Here is a 24,910-nt window from a genome sequence, read left to right on the forward strand (position 1 = left end):
CCCCCGCAGACGGCCTGGCGGTCGTCTGCGGTCGTTCTTCCGAAATCCGGATAGGAACTATCCGCCCTCACAATGTTCCGTACGACGCGCCGCGGCTCTAGGGTGGTCGAAACTTTGCAAGGCATGTCGGGCCGACATGCCTGCTGAGTTCGACCGAAAGCCAATGAGGGTTCCAGAATGAGCGACGCCGCGCCAACCCCGATTCTGCTCGTGGGCAGCGTTCCGTTAAACGATGAAGAACTGGTCTTCTCCACTGTCGCCCAAACCTTGGGCAGCCGCATCAAGGCGATCCCCGATGGAGAGACCGGCGATCGCACCAACTGGATCAACTGGCAGAAAGGCGTCATGGACAAGGCGCCGATGCTGGAACGCCGGCAGCATGTCGAGGGATATGGCGCGGTTCAGGTCGACCTCTATTCCAGACGTGCGGACTGCGCGGGGGACGCGGCGTTTCCGCCACTGGGCTATGCCAGCGCCGCGATCGCTTCCTATCGCACCTTCGAACGGCTGGTCGCTGAAGGCAGGATCGGGAGCGACACCCGCTTCATGGTCGCGCTGCCGACCCCCTTCGCGCCGATGATGTCGTTCATCGAGCCGGATAGCTTCGATGCGGTCGAACCGCTTTACGCTGCGGCGATGCGGCGGGAACTCAGCGAGATTCTCGCGGCGGTTCCGTCGCACCGCCTTGCCATCCAGTGGGACGCCGCACTGGAATTCGCGGTGCTGGAGGGCGTGTTCCCGGCGCCGGTCACGGACTTCGATCCGCTCGTCAGCCGGATGGTGGAGTTGGCCTCCTGGGTTCCGTCATCCGTGAAGCTGGGCTTCCACCTCTGCTATGGCGACGCGAACCACGCGCATTTCAAGGATCCTGAGGACACCGCGCTAATGGTAAGCGTCATGAACCATCTTGCGACGCTGGTGGAGCGCCCGATTGACTGGTTCCATCTGCCGGTTCCGATCGACCGGGCCGACGATGCCTATTTCGCCCCGCTGTCGAAGCTGGCGACGGAAGCGGGCACCATCATCTATCTCGGCCTGGTGCATGCCCGCGACGGAATCGAAGGCGCATTGCGGCGGGCCGCGCATGCCAGAACCTATCTCCCGGCATTTGGCATCGCGACCGAATGCGGCTTTGGACGCCGCCCTGCTGAAAGCGTGGCCCCGCTTCTTGAACTCCAGGCGGAAATCGCCCGCCACCTGGACATGGTTCCGGCCTGACCGGCCATTCCATGGACCTTGTGGCGGGCGCCCCCTCCCGCGTCTAAACTGCCCTGCGCTCTTTTGGCCAGTTAAGGCCTTCCTGAGACAGGGCAGTGCTGATCGACGGGCGAACAACGATTCGCTCAGCGAAGGCATCGAGATGGGGAAGCGCGCCGAGCTTGCCGTCGAGAACGGGCCGCCGCGACCACAGGACGAAGACGAAGAGGTACAGGTCGCAGAGGCTGAACCGGTCGCCAAGCGCATAAGGCTGATCGCCAAGACGCCCGTCCAGCAGGGCCAGGACGGTCCTCAGGTTGTTCAGTCCCGTGGCCGCGACGTCCTTCTGGCCATCGATCGTTTCAGCGATGCGGTTCGGCCGGAAGATCGGCCGGAAAGCGACGTGAATGGTGCTGGACAGCAAGGCGAGCCACTCCATGGCCCTTGCGCGGGCCAGGCCTGCCTTGGGAAGCAGTTCCTTTTCGGGCGCAAGCTCAGCGATATAGCTGAGAATCGCGATGTTCTCGGTCAATATGTCCTGGCCGATCTGCAGTGCGGGAACACGGCCCCAAGGGTTCTTCTGCCGATAATCGTCGGAAAACTGCACATTCTGCGTAAGATCGACCAGCTCGGTTTCATAGGCCAGCCCCGCCTCCTCCAGCGCGGCGTGGGAAGCCAATGAGCATGAACCGGGATTATAATAGAGCTTCAACATGTCCCTTAACTCTCCTGCCGATTTTTGCATTGCGTGCGGCCGCTTTGATGGGAGCGCAAGTCAAGATTCCGAATATCCAAAATCTTGATCTTGCATCCTTATCCGATACCATGGGGGCGCCCCATGGCCTCTTGCCCCCTTCGGACGGCGATCATCGCCAAATCAGCGGCCACCCCGCCTTGACGATGAAAAACCCACGCAATTGGCCCCCTTTTCCTCTCCGCAGCGACGCGTCATTGATGATCCGCGAACCAATATCCGATATTCGGATTTAGATTATGCAAATTCCGGGCTTGCGATACACCGCTGATCAGTATCCACTCTGCGGAAAAAGGTGCTCCCCACATACGCTGGATAGCAGCGCGCGTGGACGGGCGAGGAGAGAGGCGAACGCCATGAACATGTTGCCCACCAGCCGCGACCAGGCGGCAATGCTGTCCTTTTTCCACCTGACGGTGTTCGAGGCGATGATGCGGCTGAAAAGCGTGACGCTCGCGGCGGATGAGCTGGAGCTGCCGCAATCCTCTCTCAGCCGCAATCTGCAGACGCTTCGCGATCACTTCAATGATCCCCTGTTCGTGCGGACCCGCAACGGCATGGTGCCGACCTCCGTGGCCCAGTCCATCGCCAAGGGCGTGGAGGAGGCGTTGCGCATCTATCGCACGGGCCTGTGCGAACGCCGCCGCTTCGACCCTTCCTCTTCGGAGCGGAACTTCCGGATCGCGGCGTCCGATCTGGGCCATTATTGCATCATGCCGCTGGTTCAGAAACATTCGGTCGAAACGGCACCGAACGTCACCTTCACCGCGGTTCCGATCGGCCGAGGCAAGCTGATAGCGGAGCTGGAGGCGGGCGCGGCCGACATTGCCGTCGGCAGCTATCCAAGCCTGTACGCCAATGTGAAGGAACAGACGCTCTTCCGGGAAGATTATGTCTGCATTCTTCCCAAGGCCCTGGCGCCCGATGGGGTTCTAAGCCTCAGCGATTTCAAGGCTCTCGACCATATCGTCGTCGATGGCCGCCACTATAGCCACGGGCATCAGGAAGCGGAACGGCTGATTCTGGAGACGATCGACCAGCGCAGGGTACGGATGGTGTCAGAGACCTTCATGGTCACCGCGCTGATAGCCGAGACGAACGATCTCGTCCTGACCGTCCCGCGTTCGGTCGCGCGGGTCGTCAGGTCACCCCGCATGACCATCGTCGCGCCGCCGCTGGATCTGCCGACGATCGAAGTGAAACAATATTGGCATGAACGCTTCGATCATGATCCGGGCAATATGTGGCTCCGTTCGCTCATCGCGGAATGCCGGACGGATCACCAGATCGAAGCGCGCCAGATCACCGTGTTGCCCTCGATCGAAACGGCCCGCCTGGGCTCCCATGAGCTGGGCGCGAAGACCATAATTTCTCCGGACACGCGGGTCAGGGCCGCCGCTGGCTGATCGTCCACGTCGCTGCGGCCAGATTATCCCGATGACGGAACCATCAAATCCGGATTGCAAGTTAGGTTGAAAGCCGCCTTTCCAGTAGGCTTTTGCTCAGGACGAGTGAGGGCAGAAAAGGCGGATCATTGCCATTGGCCATGTGAACATGCGGGATAGGGCGCAGCGCAAATGGCTGCCGCCCATATCATCAGGCGATGCCCCTCCCCTCAATTTCGTCCACTGGCTTGTCATATTCGGTTGGACGCGAGTGCATGAACGAACATATCAAAATCGCCATGGCAGGCGTGGAGGAATTGGAATCCTTTTACGAGCAAAAGCTTTGGGTCAGGGCCGAACAGGTTTCGCTCATGGCGAGCGTCGGCATCTATCGCGGCGAGAAGGCATGCGCGCAGGAAATCATCTTCAATATCGCTGCCGAGGTGGTGGAGCCGGAAGATGACAGGATTTGCGATACGATCGACTATCGCACCTTGGTCGAGCAGGCCCGGTCGCTGACGCAGGAAGGTCATTTCGAGCTGATCGAAACGCTCATCTGCGAACTGGGCCGCCGCCTGATCGCCCTTGAGCGCATTCATTCCGTGGACATCGAGCTATACAAACCGGGCGCCATCCCGCCAGCCATGGCTTCCGTGCGCTACCAGATCGCCAAACCGAAGATGCGGCGGGAGGCGGATTGAGCCCGCCGGAATCATCTTCGATCCCGACGTGACAGGATCACAGGCATCATGCCGGTAAGGAAGCGCCTTTGCGCGAACGCCTTCGATCCGGAAATCTAGGCGGAGGCGTTCGCATGCCCATCGGCTTCGAACACTTTCCTGGCCCGCTCCTCGATCCGGTCGGCAAGCGATCTGCGGAGCGGCATGCCGGTCGAGACTTTCTTCAATGTGTTATAGCTGAAGCCGAATGTCTCGAATATCTCTTCATTATTTCTTATCGTCGACAAGGACGTGATCCGGTCCGCAATCGACGGGTGTCAACGGCGGTCGGATTCCAGGCCAGCGTGGCGGAGTAAAAGCAGGCCATTGATGGGGCGCTGTGAAGATATGCAAAGGGCCCCGATCGGGGCCCTTTGCATATCTTGGCCGTGATCGGGGATCAGGGGGCTGTAATTTCGCCGGTGTCCGGGTCGACGACAGGGGTGGCCTGTTTTTGCTCCGCCCCGGCAGCACGGCGGCGGGCGGACTGCTTGAGACGGTAGCTGTCGCCGTTCATGGCCAGGATGCTGACGTGGTGCGTGAGCCGATCGAGCAGCGCGCCGGTGAGCCGCTCGGATCCCAGGACCTGCGTCCAGTCCTCGAACGGCAGGTTGGATGTGACGATCGTCGATCCACGCTCATAGCGCTGCGAGAATGTCTCGAACAGCAGTTCGGCGCCCGTGGGGGAGAGCGGCACATAGCCCAGTTCATCGACGATGAGCAGCTTCACCGCCGCCAGCTCGCGCTGCATCTTGAGCAGCCGCTTTTCGTCTCTTGCCTCCATCAACTGGTTGACCAGCGCGGCCGCGGTCGTGAACGCGACGGTGAAGCCTTTCTGGCAGGCCGCCAGTCCCAGGGCGAGCGCCACATGGGTTTTGCCCGTGCCACTGTTACCCAGCGCAATGATATTTTCCCGCCGCAGGATATATTCGCAGCGCGCCAGTTCCAGCACGAGCATCTTGTTGAGGCTGGGGATGGCCGTGAAGTCGAACGTGTCGAAGCTCTTCACCGCCGGGAAGCGGGCGGCACGGATCCGGCGCTCCACCGTGCGGCGCTCGCGGTCGATCAGCTCCAGTTCGATGAGCCGCAGCAGGTAGCGGCTATGATCCACCCCATCGCGCGCGCATTCGCGGGCCAGCTTCTCATATTCGCGCAGCACCGTAGGAAGTTTGAGCTGCTTGAGATGATGCGCGAGCAGGATCTGGGGCGTCCCCGCCATAGTGCCGGTCGGCATCCTGTCCTCAGGAACCCGGTTCATGCCGCCAGCCCCGGCACGAGCGCAGCATAGTCAGCAGCGCGCGTCGTCTTCACGTCCATTCTGGGCAGGTGGGGGTAAGCCGCCAGATCGAGGCGGGCGGGCCGCCGTTCGATGCGCGCCAGCGCGATCTGCTTGACCGCGTCGAAGCCGATCGCGCCGATATGGATCGCCTCGTTCACCGCGAAGGTGACGGTATCCATCGGTATCGCCTCCAACAGGCGCAGCACCTGGATAAACTCGCGCTTGCCCTTGTTGCCCATGCGCGCCTCGAGAAGATGGCGCAGATGCTGGAACGCCTCGGGCAAGGCCCAGTCCTGCAGCGCGGCGGCCTGATCGAGCGCATTAGGCTTGGTCTCGATCAGCGCCAGATAATGGAGCGGGTTCGCCACGAACATGGCTTCACCATAACAGCGGGCATGTCGGGCGATCTCCTGATTGCCGCACAGGATGACGACCGTGTCGACAAAGCCCTTCACCATGACATCCTGGAAGCCGTAACGGGTCGGCACCGAGTAGTCGTTGGTCCGGTAGCGCACCAGCGCCGTTGATGACACGCGGGCCGCCCGTGTCTCGCACGGCTCGAACAGCCCTGCTGGCAATGCCCGCATCGCCGCCAGATCGGCCATGAGCCGCGCACCGATCGCCTCGCTGTGCCGACCGGCCCGCTCCTCCTGTCGGACCCGGCAACGGCGTTCCAGTTCAGCATTGAAGTCGTCGAAGCTTGCCGTATGCGGGATCGGCACCATGAAGTGCGACCTGGCATGCTTCACCAGTCCTTCCACCTTCCCCTTATCGTTCCCCTTGCCGGGACGACCGAACCGATCGGTGAAGAGGTAGTGACTGACCAGCCCCGTAAATGCCCGCGTCCGCTCACGCTTGCCATCGCCGCAGATCTTCGCGACCGCGACCTTCGTGTTGTCATACAGAATCGATAATGGCACGCCGCCAAAGAAGGCGAACGCCGATACATGGCCGTCCAGAAAGGCCTCGGTGGTCTCCGCCGGATAGGCCTTCACGAAGCAGGCATCCGACTGAGGCACGTCCATGCAGAAGAAGTGGATCTTCCGGCGAACGCCGCCGATCACTCCCACCGCTTCACCAAAATCCACCTGTGCATGTCCCGGTGGATGGGCCAGCGGCACGAACGTCTCGCGCCCCCGCGCCCGGCAAAGCCGGACATAATCCTTCACGACAGTGTAACCGCCGCCAAAGCCATGTTCATCGCGCAGTCGCTCGAAGATCCGCTTGGCACTGTGTCGCTGCTTCACGGGCGCAACGCGATCCGCCGCCAGGATCGCGTCAATCACCGGCAGCAACGGTCCCAGCTTCGGCTTCGCCACAGGCTTCGTCCGCGTGTAGCCCGGCGGCAGCGAAAAACGGCACATCTTCGCTATCGTGTCACGGCTCAGCCCGAAGACCTTCGCCGCTTCTCGCCGGCTGTTACCTTCCACAAACACAAAGCGCCGAACGGCGACGTAGCTCTCCACGGCAAACATCCCCGGCCGCCCCCCTTAAAAAGGAGCAACCTATCCAATGGCTGGTTTTTAAACCGCCACGCTCAGCAAATCGCCGGCGTTCCATTGGCCTGGTTTGTCACCGCCCTCTACAACCGTCCACATGATGTCCGCGATGCTGTATATATTGCCAGCGATGAACGGCTTGTCCGCAAGATGCGCGTCGAGTTCGTCGAGACGTGCCTGCAGGTCGATTTCCGCCTGGGCCACCGTATCAGCGTCATAGGCGCAATTGCCATGCTCCACGATACGATCATGCGCAGCCTGATAGATCGAGCGCAGCTCGGGATATTTATCGGCATATTCCTTGGCCCGTTCGCGGCGCGCGATCAGCAGTTCGTCCCCGCGGGGCACGCCCTTGTGGCCATAGGTGATAACCTGGAAATTGACCTGATCGCCCTTCTTGAACCAATCGAGCGCCGCCTTGTTTTCGACGGGATCGGACGGAATGCCGGCCTGGCCCAGCTTGGCGGCCTCCAGCACGATGTTGTAGGAATTGGTGACGACGCGATCACCAACGACAAGGGTAGGCACGACCGCCCGTTCGTTCAGCCGCACATAGTCTGGTTCGAAATTTTCGAGAGCGAATCCAATATCCACCTGCTTGTCATTATAATCCACGCCGAATTCTTCCATCGCGAGACGGGTTTTCATCGAGCAGATCGACATTGTGTAATTGTAAAGACTGACTTCAGACATCTTATATTTCCTCAGCGATGGTGCCGAAGGCAACATATCCCCAGGGGACAAGGCCCTCCATCGTCCAATCTGAATAACCGGATTCCATTTACCGGATGGCCGGGCCCAATGGTTCGGCCGGACCAACGGGCACGATCCCCGTGGGATTGACGCTCAAATGGCTGCCATAATAATGCGCCTTGGCATGGCGGAGATTGATGGTCGGCGCCACGCGCTCATCCGACGCGAGCTTTCCGGTAAGCCGTGAAAGATTGGGATAATCCGCAATCCGGCGCAAATTGCATTTGAAATGCCCATGATAGATCGCGTCGAAGCGCACCAGGGTCGTGAACAGGCGGATGTCCGCCTCCGTCAATCTTTCTCCGGCCAGCCACTCCCTGCCCGTCAGACGGGCTTCCAGCCAGTCGAGCGTGTCGAATAGAGGATAGACCGCTTCTTCATAGGCTTCCTGCGTCGTCGCGAAGCCCGATCGATATACGCCGTTATTCAGCCTGTCATATACCCGCGCATTGATCTCGTCGATTTCGGAACGAAGCTCTTGCGGATAATAATCGCCCGGGATTGCTCCTACATGGTCGAATGCCGAATTCAGGATGCGGATGATTTCCGACGACTCGTTATTGACGATCCTTTTCTCGCGCTTGTCCCACAGGATGGGAATGGTCACCCGGCCAGTGTAGGCCGGATCGCCCGCCAGATAGACTTGATAAAGATAATCCGCACCGTTTATGCTGTCGGGAACGACATCTTCTCCGGGAAGGAAGGTCCATCCATTCTCTCCCATGAAGGCATTGACCATGGAGAGGGAGATCATATCCTCCAGCCCCTTGAGCGCGCGCATGATAAGGACGCGGTGAGCCCAGGGACAGGCAAAGCCGGCATAGATATGGTAACGGCCGGGCTCGGCCTGGAATCCACCGTCCAGCCCGCCGCGATATTGCGACTCCTTCCTGACGAATCTCCCGCCGCTGGACTTGGTATCGTACCAGGCGTCGCGCCAGACACCGTCAATTAAGAGGCCCATAATTCTCTTTCTCCATCTTCCCCCGATCGGCCCGATCCTCCAAGGAGCCGGACATGTCCGCGCGCGATCCGCGGGAGACGAACTCGCTCATGGCCTGGATATGATCGGAGCTGCTGTCGAAGACCAAAGTCCTCAGCCATTCATGGCCGGGATCATGGTCGAAACGTTTGTGCCAATATTGCTTGATGGCAATATCAGGCAGGTCGATCGGCGGTTGCACGATCGCGGCCTGATTGGAATGCACGACCCGCGCCACGGAGAGCGGGACGGTAAGGACAAGGTCGGAAACCTCGGCAATCAGCGCGCTGACGATGAAGCTCTCCGTCGCGATGCGCAGACGCCTGGGATCGATCACCTCCAGAATGCGCTGCTCAGCCTCTTTGTGCGCATGCCCCTGGCAAGAGGCGCCGACGACGATGTGATAGAGGGATTTGAAGTCGCTCAGACCTAACTGGCCGTTGCGCACCAGACGGGCGGGCGCGATGCAGACATAGGGTTCGTGGAAAAGCGTCTGCTCGCGGACAGAGGCGTAGAGAGCCGGAAAGTTGCCAAGGACAATATCCGCGATTCCCATCTCCAGGTCCGAAACAAGCTTGTCCTTGCGAACCGAAACGGGATTGAAGTGAATGTTCGGCGCATCCTTGACGGAACGCCTCTGCATCAATGGAACGATGTAGAGCTGCCCGAGATCCGATGCGGCAACGCGGAAGGTGCGCAGCGAGCTTCGCGGATCGAAGGTGCGTCGCCTGGACAGGCTGCTGTGGTAGACGTTGAGCGTTTCCTCGACGCTGCGCGCCACGGAAAGCGCCACGGAGGTCGGCACCATGCCATTGCGGGTGCGCACGAACAGCACGTCGCTGAAATGTTCCCGAAGCGCCTGGACGTAGCGACTCATGGAGGATTGCGGCAGGTCGAGTTCATCCGCCGCGAGGGTGACGCTGCGCAAACGCATCATCGCGTCGAAAACCGTCAGGTCGAAAAAAGACAATGAGGCCATATGATCTTGGCCGGACGGACGAGAGGCCATTCTCACTCTCCCACGATTTGCTTCTTAAAGCCAAGAGAGGCTCCCAAGCCTCCGGTTTCAAGTGCGGGATACGGAAACCCATTATCCGTTTTCCGGATATAATAAGGGGTCGGCCGTCCGCCATGGCTCGGCCCGTGTGAGATTAACCCTGGCCTGCTTCAGAACGTCCGCTTCGCCACCTCCTTGTTGGGGAGCCACCAGGCCAGCCGTGCTGCATCAAGGCTGGCCCGGTCGGCACCGCGACCGGTCAGGCCTTAGTGACGCCGTAATTGTCCGCTATGAACTTCGCCGTATCGACGAAGGCTCCGAACGGATAAAAATGGAGCAGGGCGTCGCCATGAACCGCCGGATCGATACGATCCGCCAGTTCCTGGATCAGCTTTTCCGGTCCCGCCGTGCTCAGCAGTTTCGTGAGCGACGTGCCATATTTGAGCATGACTTTCGCTGAAGCCCCCACGCCGCAGCGGGCGGCGAAACGGACGAGCTTCTTGACGCTTGCTGGGCCGGGTATGCCGATGCGCACGGGAACGGTGACGCCCTCCTGACGGATTTGCTCCAGCCAGTTGAGAACGGCATCGGCGTCGAAGGCGAATTGCGTCATGATCTCGGCTTCCAGGCCCTGCTCCGCAAGCGCGGCGAGCTTGTCGTGCATCGCCTTGGCAAGCTTGGCCTTGTCGATATCCGGATGCCCTTCGGGATAACCCGAAATGCCGACCTTCCGGACGCCGACAGCAGTCAGCAGACCGCTGCGGATAATCGCCAGCGCATCTTCAAAAGGGCCCATGGGCGCGGCGGGATCGCCGGCTATGACGAAGGCCCGTTCGATGCCGACATGCTCGTGCAGCATCGCCAGGAAGCTTTGCAGATCGTCATGGGACAGAACGCGCCGGGCCGAAATATGCGGCACCGGCACGAAGCCCAGATTCTTGACCGCCTGAGCGGCAGCGACGCGGGCCGGCATCTCCTCGCCGGGCAGATAAGTGACCGAAATCGGCGTCCCCGCCGGGATCAGCGGCGCGGCGTCGGTCAGGCTCTCAATGTCCTTGGCGGTCATTTCGAGGGAAAAGGATTGGATCAGGTCAACGACGGGCGCGTGCTGATCCGCATAGGCGAGTTTCATGGGCGGCCTTTCCGCATAGGCCCGGTCTCGCGCAGGCACAGCCCGGCGAGACCGGATGGACATCAGTCCTTCTTGATGATCTTTTCGAAGTAAGGCGCCGGGGCGACCGTAACCCGCACTTCACGGAGCGTGTTCTTCTCGATCGTCGGACGGCGCATTTCCTGCTCGCCCCAGAGCAGGGTCAGCTCTGTACCCGGCGTCGCATGTTCGAGGTCGACGATGGAGAGCGAGACAAACTCGTTCGCATTGGCCGTGAAGCCCGAATATTGGGCGATGCCGACGCTCTTCCCGTTCTTGCTGCGCACATCATCGACATGGAAAGTCGAATAGGTGGCAAGCGGGAAGTTGACGAAACGCGCCGGCGGATCGGCATAGAGCGAGTCATGGATGACCTTCATCAGGTCGTCGCGGTTCCACACCAGCGTCACCTTGGTGCGGCGCTGGTTCGCCACCCGGCCCTTGAGCGCTTCGCAGCCGATATAATCGTCGCGCTGCTGATCGATGAGCTTGGTATAGCCGACCTCGACCGGGTCCATATAATAGTCTTCGATATTGGTGGAGGCGAGGCTGCCGCCCACCGAACCGAGTACTTCGATGTGCGGGATCGTCAGCCATTCGCGGAACGGCTTCATCTGCTCGCCATGATAGACGGCGGGAACCGGAAGCGGCATCCAGGACGATTCGAGCGTCGTCGTGGGATAGGCCAGCGAGCCGATCTTCTTCATGCCATATTTCGCGCCGACTTCTTCCAGCGCGTCCATGATGACTTCCTGGTCTTCCCAGGGGCCGAACATCTCGAAACCGGCGGTGCCGGCCATGCCGTGACGCAGTGCGCGGACCTTCTTGCCGCGAATTTCAAAGTCACCGATCGCGAAGAAGCCGATTTCCGGCAGCGTGCCCTCGGTCACTTCCTTCATCATTTCCAGCGCATTGGGGCCCTGGATCTGATAGATGTAGATGCGCGGCTCACCAGGCCGGAAAGCGACCGTCTCGTCCCGATCGATCTCGATGTCATAGCCGCTGGTTTCGGCATGATACTGAGTCCAGTCGACGATGACGGGCGGGCCGACGACGCGGAAATAATCCTGCTCAAGATGGAAGACGATGCCGTCTCCGATCAGATAGCCGTCCGGGCTGGACGCGATGAGTTGCTTGCCCCGGTTGACCGGGAAAGTCGTCATCTTGGTGAGGCCGACCTTCTGAAGAACCTTCAGCGCATCGGGACCGCGCAGGTAGAGATCGGTCATGTGGTAAGAAAGGTTCAGCAGCGCCACGCCATTCTTCCAGGCGCGCTGTTCGTCGCGCCAGTTGGTGTATTCGGGCGCCGCTACCGGAAATACATAAGGGCCCGTCTGGGAGCCGCGAAGAAGATTCACCGGTCCACCGACCCCCTGAAGCGCTTCTTCCAGGTTCTTATATCTAAGTAACGGACTCTTCATAACATCCCTTCCTGTGGTAACGGAAAGCCAATCTTCCCGATCATGTCGAGAATTGGCGCGTCTCGATTTCACATCTTCGAAGACAACAGAAATCCGCTTGCGGAATTACATTCCGGTCCGTCGCATCATCTGTGTCCGCGATGTCATTTTGTGATAAAGGAGGTTGCGGGGTATTGACAGAACGCGGACTGGATAGGCGCAATCCACTCTCTGGATTTCAGAGACGGGCAACGTCCGGCGCCGCCTGCACCATTATTGAGGGCGAAGACCGCCGCGAAAATGGCCGGCGCGAGGCGCGCCGAACCCAAATCCGGATATTGGATAAGCAACGCCTCACAGCCGCGATTTTTGATCCTGGCGTCATGCGATAGACCTGCGTCGGCAAGTATATCCTCGCGATCGTCGAGAGGAGATACCAAATCAATAAGTGAAGCGTAGTGAGAGCAATGTCTGATTTCGACTATGATTTGTTTGTCATCGGTGCAGGGTCAGGTGGTGTTCGCGCATCGCGTGCTTCCGCAGGATATGGAGCCCGGGTCGCAATAGCAGAAGAATATCGGGTTGGCGGCACATGCGTCATACGGGGGTGCGTTCCGAAGAAGATGCTCTTCTATGGCGCGCATTTCGCTGAAGATCTGCACGATGCGCAGCGCTTCGGCTGGGACATCGAAAAGCCGCGATTCAACTGGAAGGTGTTGCAGAAGAATGTTCTTGACGATGTCGACCGCCTGAACGGCCTGTACCAGAAGACGCTCGACAACCATTCGGTAAAGGTCTTCCACGGCCGCGCCACAATCGCCGGGCCGAATGAAGTCGCGCTCTCCGACGGCTCGACCATCACGGCTGAACGCATACTCATCGCGACGGGCGCAACGCCGGTAATCCCTGCGTTCGAGGGGGCCGGGCTGGGGATCACGTCCAACGAAGCATTTCATCTGGAAAATGTGCCCCAGAGCATCGTCATTGCCGGCGGCGGCTATATAGCCAATGAGTTTGCCGGCATCTTCAAAGCCCTTGGCTCCAACGTCACGCTGGTCAATCGCACGGATCAAATATTGCGGGGATATGACGAGCAGATTCGGGACCGGCTTCTCCAGATCAGCCTGGCCAAAGGCATGGAGTTTCGTTTCAACGCCAGGTTCGAACGCATCACGAAATCCCATGACGACATGCTGCTTGTCGAACTCGACGACGGCAAAGCGCCGATCGCGTGCGATGTCGTGCTCTATGCGATGGGGCGTCAGCCGCTGACGGCTGGTCTCGGGCTCGAAACGGCAGGCGTGGAGACCGATGAGAACGGCGCCATCAGGGTTGACGAGCACAGCCGCACCAATGTGCCGTCCATCTATGCTGTTGGCGACGTGACCAACAGGGTTCAGCTCACCCCTGTCGCCATCCGGGAAGGCCAGGCATTTGCGGACACGGTCTATGGCGGAAATCCGCAGACGCTTGACTATGAATGCGTACCTTCGGCGGTATTCAGCCATCCACCGCTCGCAGGCGTGGGCTTGACCGAGAGCGACGCGCGCAAATCATTGGGCTCCGTGAAGATCTACACGTCGGATTTCAATCCGATGAAGAATGTGCTGGCCGGACGCGACGAGCGGGCTTTGATCAAGATGGTCGTCGATGCCGACACGGATCGGGTGGTCGGCGTCCATATGATCGGCCCCGACACCCCGGAGATACTGCAAGCCGCGGCGATCGCCGTCAAAGCCGGTCTGACGAAGAGTCAATTCGACGCGACCGTCGCGCTCCATCCGTCCCTGGCCGAAGAATTGGTGCTCCTGAAATGACGGGCGTCGACCCGCTCTATCAGTTGGAAATCCGCGACCTATCCGCCGGGACGGCGGCTGGATCGCGATCACCATCCTCCAATAGCCATGGAGCGAAGAGGTCATCTGGATTGCTCGCCGCTTTTCTTCAGGAAGCCGTACACGGAATGATCTTGATGGCCTGCGCCAGCTATCCCTCCGACTGGTTCGTGCACCATCTGATCGGTGACACGGCGCCTACGCCCCATTGGCCCCCTGGACAGGGACGATAAATCCCTCGTCGCACTGAACGGCAGAGCCAGTCGCCCGGACCTGTGCTGGCCCATTTTTCGCGCCCTCCATGGGCATCCCGCCATGCGGACGGCATGCGCTCCGGCAATCCCTATTCGCAAAAATTTCAGTAGCAGAAGAAAATCTTTCTAAGCCTGCCTTGTCAGCTTCTGCATGCGCATTATCTGCATATGCAACTAAATGCAGGACAGGGTTTATGGCGCGACTTGGAATAGACATATGCGTGAGCTCCAGCTCACCCGGCCGCATGCTGCGGCGGTTGGCCAAGCTGGCCACCGCTCATGTGGAGGCGCGGCTCGCTGCGCGGGCTGGCGAGCTGAATCTCAGCTACACCCAATGGATCGCGCTCAAGGTGATTCACGACGGGATTGTCACGAATGTGGGCGAGCTCGCCCGGGAACTGGGCATCACCACGGGCTCCGCCACCCGCCTGGTCGACACTTTGGAGGAGCATCGCCTCCTCAATCGCGACCGCGGCAGCGATGACCGGCGTGTCGTCAAATTGATGCTGACCCAGGCAGGGGTAGAGGTGACCAAGGCTGTCGGCCCCGATGTCGTTGGCGCCTGGGGCGACATTTTCGAGGATGTCGATCAGGCGGAGGCCGAAGCCTTTATCGCGACGCTCGCCAAGCTGTTCGCGAAGGCGGAGCAGATCACGGAAGCCGAAGGACTGGTCGCATGAGCCGGGCCGCCGCTTTTCCGGCCTTCGCCGCGCTGCTGCTGGCCGGTTGCGCCAATATTCCGCATATCGATCCGGAGGTGGCGCGGGTCAATCCCGCTGCAATCGGTCTCGACGCCGCCGCGACGGCGAACATCTCCGGCAATTGGTGGACGGCATTTGGCGATGATCAGCTCGATCGGCTTATCGCCATGGGCCTGGCCGGCAATCCCGATCTTGATAGCGCCCTGTCCCGCGTTCGAATCGCTCAGGCGCAGGTCGAAGCGGCCAATGGCGAGCTGCTGCCCAGCGTCAACGGCTCCGGCCAGCTCAGCCGCGCCCACATTGCTGAACGGCTTCTGCCGCCGCCCATAGGGGGAAGCACGGCCAATATGGGCATCGCGGTCGCCTCGCTCGGCTGGGATCTCGACCTGTTCGGCCGCCATCGCGACCTGCTGCGCCAGGCGGCCAACAACGTCCAGGCGGCGAAGCTCGATGCCGAAGCCGCACGGCTCGCCATCTCCGTTTCCATCGCGCAGACCTATGTGGGCCTTGCCCAATCGGAACAGCTTATCCAGGTGGCGGACGGCTTCGTCCAGACGCGGCAACAGGCCCTTAGGCTGGTGGAGAACCGCGTCCGCAGCAATCTTGCCAGCGAATTCGACCGGACTCAGGCGCAAACCTTGCTGGCGGAGGCGCAACAGGCGCGTACCCGCGCCGTCCAGCAGCGGGACGTGCTGGTCCATGCCCTTGCCGCCCTGGCCGGTCGCGGCGCTGAATTCTATCCGCAGATCGCTCCCCCTGCCCTCAAGCTGACGGAGCCGCCGGCCGTGCCGGATACGCTCCCGGCCGATCTGCTTGCGCGGCGTCCGGACCTGCTGGCCGGTCAGGCGCGGATCGAAGCGGCGCTCCAGGGCCGCAAGGCGGCGGCGGCGGCGTTCCTGCCGGATGTCAGCATCACGGCCCTCGCCGGCTTCACGGCTATCGGCCTGGAGAATCTCGTCAAGGGCGGCGCCATATCCGCCCTGGGCGGCGTGGGTGTATCGCTGCCCATTTTCGAAGGCGGCAAACTGCGCGCGCAATATAGAGGGGCGACGGGCGATCTCGATCTGGCGGTCGCCAGCTACAACAAATCAGTGCTCGGCGCGGTTCGCGAAGCATCCGATTCCATCACCGATGTCCGTGCCGTCGATGCGGACGTCACCGCGCAGCGAGCCATCGTGGACGGGTTGCGCAAGACTGTCCGTCTCGATCAGGTCCGCGTCGATACCGGCCTGGGTTCCAGGCTGGACGCCGTGGAATCGGGTTTCCGCCTGCTCGAAGCCGAACAGGATCTCGTCACGCTGCAGGCGCAGGCGCTCGCCCGCCGCATTCAACTCATCGCCGCCTTGGGCGGCGGTTTCGATCCCGCCGCGCCCTTTCAGGCGTCGGTTGCGAAAGGGGACAGCCAATCATGACCGATTATTCTGACGACAAGTTCGATCGCGACAGCCACTTCGGGCAAGAGCTTGAGGATGTCGCGATCACCGAGTCCGCCGCGCTCACCGCGCAGGCCGCCTCCCTCCCCCGGGGCAAGCCTCGGGCGCGGCGGCTCGGTTTCCTGCTTCTGGGCGCCGCCGTTCTGCTGGGGGGAGCCGGTTATGGCGCCTCGCTGCTGCTGGCTCCGTCGACCGAGGAAACGGAAGACGCCTATGTTGGCGGCAATGTCGTCGCCATCACGGCGCGTCAGGGCGGCACCGTGCTGGCCCTGCATGCCGACAATACCCAGGCGGTGACCCGCGGCCAGACGCTGATCGAGCTGGATCCCGCCCAACAGGACGTCGCGCTTGCGGCCGCGCAGGCCAAGTTGGGCCTTGCGGTGCGCGACATACGCGCAACGCAGTCGGCGGTCGCGGAAGGCTCCGCCGAGATCGCGAAGGCGCACACCGATCTTGCGCGGGCACAATCCGATTACGCCCGGCGAAAGACAGCCGCCGCATCGGGCGCGATTTCGGGCGAAGAACTCAGCCACGCAGCGGATGCCGTGGCGGCGGCACAGGCCACGCTCAATCTGGCCCTCGCCCGGCGCGATCAGTCGCAAAGCACCATCGCCGGCGCCAGCGTCGCGAACAATCCGCAAGTGCTGTCCGCGGTGGCCGACGTGCGGCGGACGGCGATCGACCGTTCCTATATGACGATCAAGGCGCCGGTTGCCGGCGTCGTGGCGCAGCGCAACGTCCAGCTTGGCCAGCAGGTCGCGGCCGGAACGCCGCTCATGGCCGTGGTGCCGCTCGACTCCTTGTGGATCGATGCCAATTTCCGCGAAACGCAGCTTGCGGACCTGCGCGTCGGCCAGCGCGCGACCATCGTTGCCGATGTCTATGGGGGCGCGGTGACCTATCATGGCCGGTTATTGGGTCTTGGCGCCGGATCGGGCAGCGCCTTCTCTCTGTTGCCGCCGCAAAATGCTTCGGGCAACTGGATCAAGATCGTGCAGCGCGTGCCCGTGCGCATCGCGCTCGACCCCAGGGAATTGCGGGCCCATCCGCTGCGGATCGGCCTGTCCGCCCATGTCACGGTGGACACGTCGGACCGCTCCGGCCCGCTCGTCGCGTCCAGCACGCCGCCGGCCGGGGGCACGCAGCAGAGCCTGGATGGCGGCCCGCAGGTCGACGCCAGCGTCCGGCGGATCATCGCCGCCAATCTGGGTGGCGGCGTCCGGTGAGCGGCGCTCCGGAAGCGGCCGGATACCCGCCGCTCAGTGGCGTCTCGCTTGGCCTTGCGGCCACGGCGCTGGCGCTGGGCACCTTCATGCAGGTGCTGGATTCGACCATCGCCAATGTCTCGCTGCCGACCATTTCCGGCAGCCTGGGGGTCTCGACCAGCAGCGGCACCTGGGTCATCACCGCCTTCGCCGTGGCGAACGGCGTCACGGTGCCGCTGACCGGCTGGTTGATGCGACGATTTGGCGTGGTGCGGACATTCTGCTTTTCCGTCCTGGCCTTTACGATCGCATCGCTTCTGTGCGGAATCGCCTGGAGCCTGGAAAGCCTGATCTTCTTCCGCATCCTGCAGGGTGGCGTATCGGGCCCGATGATCCCCGGCAGCCAGACGCTGCTGATGACCATCTTTCCCAGCCATAAGCGCGGTTCCGCGCTCGGCCTGTGGTCGGCCATGACGCTGGCCGCGCCGATTTTCGGACCGGTCCTGGGCGGCTATATTTCCGATAATTATCCCTGGGGTTGGATTTTCCTGATCAACCTGCCGATCGGCCTTGTCGCTGGCGGCATCAGTTGGTTCATGCTGCGGAAGCGGGAGACTCCGACGGCGAAAGTGTCCGTCGATACGATCGGCCTCGCGCTGCTCGCTTTCTGGGTCTTCAGCCTGCAGACGGTGCTCGATCTGGGCAAGGATCGGGACTGGTTCCAGAGCGGACTGATCGTCGCGCTGGCGATCGGCGCGGTCATCGGCTTCGTCGCCTGGGTCATCTGGGAAACGACGGAGGAGGAGCCCGCGGTCGATCTGAGCCTGTTCGCCCGCCCCAATTTCGCCCTGGGGGTGATCGCGCTTTGCCTGGGCTACGCGCTGCTCTTCGCCAATAATCTGCTGCTGCCGCTGTGGCTGCAGGAGCAGATGGGCTATACCGCGACCTGGGCGGGCCTGGTCGCCGCCCCGGCGGGGATCGTCGCGGTGATCTCGACCCCGCTGATCGCCCGCTTCAAGATCGATCCCCGCATCATGGCGACCGTCGCCTTCCTCAGTTTCGGCGGGTCTTTCCTGCTGCGCAGCCAATATGCGCCCGATGCCAGCTTCCTGACGCTGGCGGCGCCGATGCTGCTGCAGGGCATCGCGATGACGACCTTCTTCGTCCCTCTCATCACCATCACCCTGGACGGTTTGCGAACCGACCAGATACCCACTGCCAGCGGCCTTTCGAACTTCACGCGGATCACCGCCGGCAGCTTTGGCGCCTCGCTGGTGACGACCTTCTGGGACCGCCGCGAAGCGCTGCATCAGGCGCGGCTTGCCGAAGTCGGAACGCCCTTCTCCTCCACCTTCGACAAAGCGCTGACCCAGCTTCAGGAGGTGGGCATGAGCCAGCTTCAGGCGATGGGGTCGATCGGGCGATCGGTCGTCAACCAGGCCTATCTCCTCTCCACGCTGGATCTCTTCTGGATTTCGGGATGGCTGTCTTTCGCACTGATCGGCCTTGTATGGTTCACGCGCCGGCCCGCGCCGAGCGATCATGTGGTGGCGGCGGATTGAACATATCGGCCCGGAAGGCGCGCCGCGAAGGTCGGACATCTCTGCAAGCATCTTTCATTGGAGGACGGAAATGAGCGATCTTCTGGAGCAAGCCATCGCCGCACATGGGGGATGGGAACGCTGGCGACAGCTCAAGACGCTGAATGCGCATGCCGCGATCGGCGGGGCATTGTGGCATCTCAAGGCCTGGCCGGATGTGTTCGCGGACGTGAGGGTGGTTGCCGATCCCCATCGGCCCCGCGCCCAATATGCCCCCTTCATCGACATCGGGCGGCACAGCTTGTTCGAGCCTGACCGGGTCGCCATCGTCGCGGCCGACGGCAAGGACATCGAATCCCGCGAGGCGCCGAGGGACGCATTTTCAGGCCATGGCATGACGACCCCATGGGACGCGCTGCATCTCGCCTATTTTTCGGGCTATGCGATGTGGACCTATCTGACCACGCCATTCCTGCTTAACCTGCCGGGCTTTCAGACGCAGGAAATCGAACCGTGGGACGAGAATGGCGAGACCTGGCGCCGTCTCAAGGCGATCTTTCCTCCCAATATTCCGAGCCATGGCCGCGAGCAGATCTTCTATTTCGACGCTTCCGGCATTCTGCGGCGGCACGACTATAGCGTCGACGTGATCGGCGGCTCGTCCAGCGCCAATTACGCGCTGGAGCCCAAGACATTCGGTGGCATAGTCTATCCGACCAAGCGCCGCGTCTATGCGACCGGACCCGACAACCGGCCAAATCTCGACCGCGTCGCCATCGCCATCGATTTTCGCAGCATCGAACCTGGCTGAAGGGCCGCGGGTCTCGCGCGAGAATCGTTCCGGTTGAAGACCGCCGGCGGCGTTGCACGCACCGAAGCAGGAGGGCCTGAAAAAACCAGGCTGGCATGGCGAAGCCGACCTGGCCAAGCCCGGAAATTTCCGCCACTGACATGATTCATAGGGAGAGACTGTTGGAAGGCGCATGTTGGACGATCGGATCAGCAAATTATCCGATGCGCAAAAGCGGTGTCTTCGCCTGGTTGCGGAGGGACGAAGCTCGAAGGAGATCGCCCCGCTGGTGGGCCTGACGCATCAAACCGTCGACCAGTATCTTCATCGCGCCCGGATCATTCTGAACGCGGAAAATCGGCGCGACGCTGCCCGGATTTTCACGAAAATCGATGGCGCAGTTCGATTCAAACAATTTGAATTGAAACCGTCGGACGTTGAAATCCTCCAGGATATGGGCATTTCCCTGGAACGGGTCGAGCAACGAGAGGCGCTGTCCAAGCTGCTCGGCCTTCCCTTCATCGGAGGCCCGCCAAATGACCTGACATACGCTCAGCGCCTCATCGAGATCGGCAAGATCGCGCTCCTGCTGACGATCACCATCCTCGCCATCGTCATTCTGTTTGCTGGAGCACTGGACGCTCTATCGCATCCAGACTCCGCTTCCCGGACAAGCCAATCTTATAAACGCACACCGTTTGCGGTTGCGCGAAGGAAACCTCATGATCGAATTCAATCCGCAGCAGGCCCGTAAGATCGTCACCGATCTTGGCCGGACGCAACTTCTGATCGATGGCACGCTCCAGAAATTCTCCGTGCTGATGACTCATGTGATCAAAGCCTTTTCCGACGCGAAGCTGAGCGATGCAGCAAGTCAGCCGGCGCTTGAAACGCTGGCCGACGGCTTCAAGACGTTCGTCGAGGGCCGGCGTCACTTCGTTAACGCCCATCAAATGCTGATCGATATGAAAAGGGATTCGAACCTGCGCAATACCGAGATCGGCTGCGCGCCTGGGCCTTCGCCCTGTTGCCCTCCTCGAACGATCAGAAGTTCCGACAAAATTTAGCGATTGCCCCCGCGCTCGCCCCACCCCGCTGAAAATTCGACTCTGATTGCGATAAATCAAGATGCAGGCGCGCCCGGCGTCATACATTCCTCTCTGCGCTTATGGCCGGGTCCGGCTCAAGCGGCAGCGGGATTTTAGCCGGAGCGAGTGAGCATGTTTATCGCAATCTCTCATGAAATGATGAACGCCGCTCTTCCGGCGCGGTTCTGAGTCAGGATCATGTGGACCTATCATCCCGACCTGCTCGACCGGCCCGTGCCGCGCTACACCAGCTATCCCACCGCCGCGCAGTTCAGCGGCGATGTCGGCGCGGCGGAGCTTGCCGCCCGGCTGGACGGGGTGGAAAGGGACAGCGCTCTCTCGCTCTATGTCCATATTCCCTATTGTCACGACATTTGCTGGTATTGCGGCTGCAACACGGGCGCGGCGAACCGCGTTCAGCGCCTCACCGCCTATGTCGAGTCGCTGGAGCGGGAAATCGCGACGGTCGCCGGGCGGCTGAACGGCAAAGGGCGGGTGCAGCGCATCGCCTTTGGCGGCGGCAGCCCGAACAGCCTGCCGCTGGTCGATTTCGTCCGCCTGCTCCAGCAACTGCTGCTCTGTTTCGACGCGCATCATGCCGAATTGTCGGTCGAACTCGATCCCCGGCGCCTGGACGCGCAATGGATTTCGACCATGGCGGCCATGGGCGTCGACCGGGTCAATCTGGGCGTGCAGACCTTCACCCCGCATGTCCAGGCGCGGATCGGCCGCATCCAGCCGCTCGACATGGTGGAGCGCGCCGTCGACCAGCTTCGCGCAGCCGGGATCGCGACGGGTTTCGACCTGATGTACGGCCTGCCCGGCCAGACGGCGGACGACCTCGCCGCCACGCTGGAGGCCGCCATTGCGATGCGGCCCGCCCGCATCGCCCTGTTCGGCTATGCCCATATGCCCCGGCTGCTGCCCCGCCAGCGCCGCATCGACGCCAGCGACCTGCCCGATCTCGCCACCCGCTTCGCCATGGCGGCGCAGGGCCATGAGACGCTGACCGGCGCGGGCTATGCCGCCATCGGCTTCGACCATTTCGCCCTGCCCGAAGACGGCATGGCCCGCGCCGCCCGCGAAGGCCGCCTGCGCCGCAATTTCCAGGGCTTCACAGACGACCCGGCGGAGATATTGCTGGGTCTGGGCGCCAGCGCGATCAGCCAGTTCCCCGACCTCATCGTCCAGAATGAGAAACAGGCCGGCCCCTGGCGCGCGCTGGCCGATGCGGGCCAATTATCCGCCACCCGCGGCACGCTGCGCACGCCGGAGGACCGCCGCCGCGGCCGCATCATCGAAGCCCTGCTCTGCCAGGGCGAGGCGCATGTCGGCACCGCCCACCCCATGCCCGATTTCAGCCGCTTCGAAGAATTGGGCCTTGTCCGCATCAGCGAGGGCCGGGTGGCGCTGACGCGGGACGCGCTGCCCTATGCGCGCAGCATCGCCGCCTGTTTCGACGCCTGGCTGGAACCGGCGGAAAAGCGGTTCAGTCATGCGGTCTAGCGCGCTGGCCCTGCTGGCCGTCATCCCGCTGACGACGGTCCACGCGCCCGCCGCCGCCATGCCGAACCCCTGGTATTGCGGCTCCGCGCCGCCGGGCTGGACGCCCCCCTGGCAGCGCAAGCCCGCCAACCCGGACGACAAGAACGCCCCCTGCCATGTCATCCCCTGCGACCGGAAGAAAATCCGCAGCGAAACCTGCCAGTGAAGTGGATTCCGTGCTCCTGCGAAGGCACTCGAACGAGACAAGTGGCTCGTGAGAGCCCAGTTCAGACGGCAGGACTGGGCTCCTGCCTTCGCAGGAGCACGTACCGCTCAATGGCAACCGCCACCCATAGCCGAGCAAACTCAAGCCAAGGCCAGCACACTCGTCAAAATATTCCGCACCAGTTCCGCCTGCCCCCGCGCCCCTGTCTTGGCGTAGATCTTCTTCGAATAGTTGCGCGCCGTCTCCACCGTCAGCCCCAGGTCGACGGCCGCCTCGCTGATCGACATGCCCTGCGCGATGGCCCAGGCCAGCCGCGCCTCGCTGGGCGACAGGCCGAACAGGTCGACCAACTGGTCGCAACGATCCGCCTGCGACCAGCGGTCCCCGCTGATATAGGCGATGGCGACCGGCACCGACTGGGCGGACAGCGACCGATCCTGGATCGGCCGCACCAGCATGTCCATCAACGGATCGCGGCTCAGATTGATCGCCCGCGGCCGCGCCTCGCCATCCGCCGCGAAGCTCTTGACCAAAGCGGTCAGTTCCCGGTCGACCGCCGGGGAAGCCGGCGTCAACCGGTCGTAGCGCCCCCGGCGCAACAGCCGCGACCGTTGGAAAAGCTGCTCCAGATGCGGCGTCATGTCGACGATGCGGCACTGGGCGTCCAGCGTCAGCCAGCCGAAATTGAGCCGCCCGAACGCCTCCGAATTGACCGAAGATCGGAACTTCTCCCGCTCGAACGCGACGAAGCTGCGCAGCGCGATCCGCAGATGCGGCACCAGCGCGGTCAGCAGCGCGCCGACGGCGGACCCCACCTCCCGCCCGCCCGCGCTGCTCAGCCAGGCATCCATGCCGCTCGGCTCGGTGACGCGCACCGATCGCATGTTGGTGATGCCCAGCGGCTCCAGAAATTCGGCGCGATAGCTTTGCTGCACCGCGTCGCCGGGGTCGAGCAATTCGTCCAATGTATAGACCCGCGCCTCCCGCATCCGCCGGTACGGCAGGGGATCGCGCACATATTTTTCGTTGAACAGCCGGTCGAGATGCAGCGGCGTCGGCGGCCCGGCATATAGTTCGACGATCCGCTCCTCATCCACCGGGCGGAAGGCCAGGCTGGCATAGGCGGCCCCCGACCGCGCCCGCAGCTTTTCGAGGAACCCGTGCCAAAGGGGTTGCTCGAACATACCCTCATGGAGAGCCGCCAATAATCCGCCATCGTCCAGTCGCATGGCTAATATGTATATCCTCCCATATGGGAGGTCCAGTCCTCTCCCGCTTCTGCCATCAGGCTGTCATAAACAAGGCGGTGAACGATGATCGATTCGAAGAGACTGACGCATCTGGAGCGTCTGGAGGCGGAGAGCATCCATATCCTGCGGGAAGTGGTGGCGGAGGCCGAGAAGCCGGTGATGCTGTACAGCGTGGGCAAGGACAGTGCGGTGATGCTGCATCTGGCGCGCAAGGCCTTCTACCCCTCGCCGCCGCCTTTCCCGCTGCTGCACGTCGACACCACCTGGAAGTTCAAGGCGATGTACGACCTGCGCGACCGCATGGCGCAGGAGTCGGGCATGGAACTGCTCGTCTACCACAATCCCGAAGCGCAGGAACGCGGCATCAACCCGTTCGACCATGGCCCGCTGCACACCGACATGTGGAAGACGGAGGGCTTGAAGCAGGCGCTCAACCTCTACGGCTTCGACGCGGCCTTTGGTGGCGCGCGGCGCGACGAGGAGAAGAGCCGGGCCAAGGAGCGCATCTTCTCCTTCCGCACCGCCTCGCACGGCTGGGATCCCAAGAACCAGCGGCCCGAACTGTGGAACCTCTACAACGCCCGCAAGAACAAGGGCGAGAGCATCCGCGTCTTCCCGATCAGCAACTGGACCGAGCTGGACATCTGGCAATATATCCACCTCAACGACGTGCCGATCGTGCCGCTCTATTTTGCCGAGGAGCGCCCGACCGTGGAGCGCGACGGCATGCTGCTGATGGTCGATGACGAACGCTTCCCCTTGAAGCCGGGCGAGGAGCCGGTGATGCGCTCGATCCGCTTCCGCACCCTGGGCTGCTACCCGCTGACCGGCGCGGTCGAGAGTGAGGCAAAGACGCTGCCGGAGGTCATTCAGGAAACCCTGCTCACCACCACGTCCGAACGCCAGGGCCGCGCCATCGACAAGGATGCAGGCGGCGCGGGCATGGAGAAGAAGAAGCAGGAAGGGTATTTCTGATGTCGGGGCGAT

Annotated in this window: 24 protein-coding genes; 14 read left to right on the forward strand and 10 right to left on the reverse strand. The window is 62.1% G+C overall.

The genetic code is table 11. The features are described 5' to 3' along the window. Window positions 1-177 precede the first annotated feature (177 nt). Window positions 178-1,218: a hypothetical protein gene (locus tag HUK72_RS17560; protein WP_176598096.1), complete on the forward strand. Its 1,041-nt coding sequence runs from the start codon at window positions 178-180 to the stop codon at window positions 1,216-1,218. Between the two features lie 43 nt (window positions 1,219-1,261). Here HUK72_RS17560 and HUK72_RS17565 read toward each other — a convergent pair whose 3' ends face one another. Beyond that, window positions 1,262-1,912, reverse strand: a complete 651-nt coding sequence (locus tag HUK72_RS17565; protein ID WP_176598097.1) for a glutathione binding-like protein — start codon at window positions 1,910-1,912, stop codon at window positions 1,262-1,264. A gap of 395 nt (window positions 1,913-2,307) precedes the next feature. Here HUK72_RS17565 and HUK72_RS17570 point away from each other — a divergent pair, with 395 nt between their 5' ends. Both HUK72_RS17570 and HUK72_RS17575 read left to right on the forward strand, forming a co-directional pair. Continuing rightward, complete coding sequence (locus tag HUK72_RS17570; RefSeq protein WP_176598098.1) at window positions 2,308-3,357, forward strand: LysR family transcriptional regulator; 1,050 nt, start codon at window positions 2,308-2,310, stop codon at window positions 3,355-3,357. 254 nt (window positions 3,358-3,611) lie between these two features. After that, complete coding sequence (locus HUK72_RS17575; RefSeq protein WP_176598099.1) at window positions 3,612-4,037, forward strand: dihydroneopterin aldolase; 426 nt, start codon at window positions 3,612-3,614, stop codon at window positions 4,035-4,037. 95 nt (window positions 4,038-4,132) lie between these two features. On the opposite strand, the gene HUK72_RS17580 is transcribed toward HUK72_RS17575, so the two are convergent. The 8 genes from HUK72_RS17580 to HUK72_RS17615 form a co-directional block, all read right to left on the reverse strand. Further along, window positions 4,133-4,303, reverse strand: a complete 171-nt coding sequence (locus HUK72_RS17580; protein ID WP_218036166.1) for a hypothetical protein — start codon at window positions 4,301-4,303, stop codon at window positions 4,133-4,135. A gap of 152 nt (window positions 4,304-4,455) precedes the next feature. After that, complete coding sequence (gene istB / locus HUK72_RS17585; RefSeq protein ID WP_176597053.1) at window positions 4,456-5,313, reverse strand: IS21-like element helper ATPase IstB; 858 nt, start codon at window positions 5,311-5,313, stop codon at window positions 4,456-4,458. After that, entirely contained in the window at window positions 5,310-6,809 is a 1,500-nt protein-coding gene (istA, locus tag HUK72_RS17590) for an IS21 family transposase (protein ID WP_176597054.1), read from the reverse strand. Before istA ends, istB begins: the two co-directional genes overlap by 4 nt. Before the next feature lie 48 nt (window positions 6,810-6,857). Continuing rightward, on the reverse strand, window positions 6,858-7,526 hold the full coding sequence (locus HUK72_RS17595; RefSeq protein WP_176598100.1) for a glutathione S-transferase family protein: 669 nt from the start codon (window positions 7,524-7,526) through the stop codon (window positions 6,858-6,860). An 88-nt stretch (window positions 7,527-7,614) separates the two neighbouring features. Beyond that, on the reverse strand, window positions 7,615-8,550 hold the full coding sequence (locus tag HUK72_RS17600; RefSeq protein ID WP_176598101.1) for a glutathione S-transferase family protein: 936 nt from the start codon (window positions 8,548-8,550) through the stop codon (window positions 7,615-7,617). Continuing rightward, entirely contained in the window at window positions 8,534-9,547 is a 1,014-nt protein-coding gene (locus tag HUK72_RS17605) for a LysR family transcriptional regulator (protein WP_255325846.1), read from the reverse strand. The genes HUK72_RS17600 and HUK72_RS17605 overlap by 17 nt, the downstream gene beginning before the upstream one ends. Window positions 9,548-9,824: 277 nt before the next feature. Then, the gene (locus HUK72_RS17610) at window positions 9,825-10,697 is read right to left on the reverse strand and encodes a methylenetetrahydrofolate reductase (RefSeq protein WP_176598103.1); all 873 of its coding nucleotides are present in this window, start codon (window positions 10,695-10,697) and stop codon (window positions 9,825-9,827) included. Window positions 10,698-10,759: 62 nt separating this feature from the next. Then, entirely contained in the window at window positions 10,760-12,136 is a 1,377-nt protein-coding gene (locus HUK72_RS17615) for an aminomethyl transferase family protein (protein ID WP_176598104.1), read from the reverse strand. 446 nt (window positions 12,137-12,582) lie between these two features. On the opposite strand from HUK72_RS17615, the gene gor reads away from it, so the two are divergent. The 10 genes from gor (at window position 12,583) to HUK72_RS17665 (ending at window position 22,673) form a co-directional block, all read left to right on the forward strand. Further along, window positions 12,583-13,932, forward strand: a complete 1,350-nt coding sequence (gor, locus tag HUK72_RS17620; protein WP_176598105.1) for a glutathione-disulfide reductase — start codon at window positions 12,583-12,585, stop codon at window positions 13,930-13,932. 493 nt (window positions 13,933-14,425) lie between these two features. Next, on the forward strand, window positions 14,426-14,884 hold the full coding sequence (locus tag HUK72_RS17625) for a MarR family transcriptional regulator (protein ID WP_336952159.1): 459 nt from the start codon (window positions 14,426-14,428) through the stop codon (window positions 14,882-14,884). Further along, window positions 14,881-16,317 carry an efflux transporter outer membrane subunit gene (locus HUK72_RS17630; RefSeq protein ID WP_176598107.1) on the forward strand — a complete coding sequence of 479 codons (1,437 nt, stop codon included), beginning with the start codon at window positions 14,881-14,883 and terminating at the stop codon, window positions 16,315-16,317. Before HUK72_RS17625 ends, HUK72_RS17630 begins: the two co-directional genes overlap by 4 nt. Then, entirely contained in the window at window positions 16,314-17,564 is a 1,251-nt protein-coding gene (locus HUK72_RS17635; protein ID WP_176598108.1) for an HlyD family efflux transporter periplasmic adaptor subunit, read from the forward strand. The genes HUK72_RS17630 and HUK72_RS17635 overlap by 4 nt, the downstream gene beginning before the upstream one ends. Further along, window positions 17,561-19,105: a DHA2 family efflux MFS transporter permease subunit gene (locus tag HUK72_RS17640; protein ID WP_176598109.1), complete on the forward strand. Its 1,545-nt coding sequence runs from the start codon at window positions 17,561-17,563 to the stop codon at window positions 19,103-19,105. The genes HUK72_RS17635 and HUK72_RS17640 overlap by 4 nt, the downstream gene beginning before the upstream one ends. A 70-nt stretch (window positions 19,106-19,175) precedes the next feature. Further along, window positions 19,176-19,895 (forward strand): hypothetical protein, encoded by a 720-nt coding sequence (locus HUK72_RS17645; protein ID WP_176598110.1) that lies wholly within the window; start codon window positions 19,176-19,178, stop codon window positions 19,893-19,895. Window positions 19,896-20,067: 172 nt separating this feature from the next. Next, window positions 20,068-20,628: a helix-turn-helix transcriptional regulator gene (locus tag HUK72_RS17650; protein ID WP_176598111.1), complete on the forward strand. Its 561-nt coding sequence runs from the start codon at window positions 20,068-20,070 to the stop codon at window positions 20,626-20,628. Beyond that, entirely contained in the window at window positions 20,597-20,941 is a 345-nt protein-coding gene (locus HUK72_RS17655; RefSeq protein WP_176598112.1) for a hypothetical protein, read from the forward strand. Before HUK72_RS17650 ends, HUK72_RS17655 begins: the two co-directional genes overlap by 32 nt. Window positions 20,942-21,160: 219 nt before the next feature. After that, on the forward strand, window positions 21,161-22,468 hold the full coding sequence (hemN, locus tag HUK72_RS17660; protein WP_176598113.1) for an oxygen-independent coproporphyrinogen III oxidase: 1,308 nt from the start codon (window positions 21,161-21,163) through the stop codon (window positions 22,466-22,468). Further along, window positions 22,458-22,673: a hypothetical protein gene (locus HUK72_RS17665; protein ID WP_176598114.1), complete on the forward strand. Its 216-nt coding sequence runs from the start codon at window positions 22,458-22,460 to the stop codon at window positions 22,671-22,673. Before hemN ends, HUK72_RS17665 begins: the two co-directional genes overlap by 11 nt. 140 nt (window positions 22,674-22,813) lie before the next feature. Here the strand turns inward: HUK72_RS17665 and HUK72_RS17670 are convergent, their stop codons facing one another. After that, window positions 22,814-23,902: a helix-turn-helix transcriptional regulator gene (locus tag HUK72_RS17670; protein ID WP_255325847.1), complete on the reverse strand. Its 1,089-nt coding sequence runs from the start codon at window positions 23,900-23,902 to the stop codon at window positions 22,814-22,816. A gap of 84 nt (window positions 23,903-23,986) precedes the next feature. Here HUK72_RS17670 and cysD point away from each other — a divergent pair, with 84 nt between their 5' ends. Beyond that, window positions 23,987-24,898 (forward strand): sulfate adenylyltransferase subunit CysD, encoded by a 912-nt coding sequence (gene cysD / locus HUK72_RS17675; protein ID WP_176598115.1) that lies wholly within the window; start codon window positions 23,987-23,989, stop codon window positions 24,896-24,898. Window positions 24,899-24,910: the final 12 nt, after the last annotated feature.

The organism is Sphingobium sp. 15-1 (assembly GCF_013375535.1).
In the GTDB taxonomy this organism is placed as follows: domain Bacteria; phylum Pseudomonadota; class Alphaproteobacteria; order Sphingomonadales; family Sphingomonadaceae; genus Sphingobium; species Sphingobium aromaticivastans.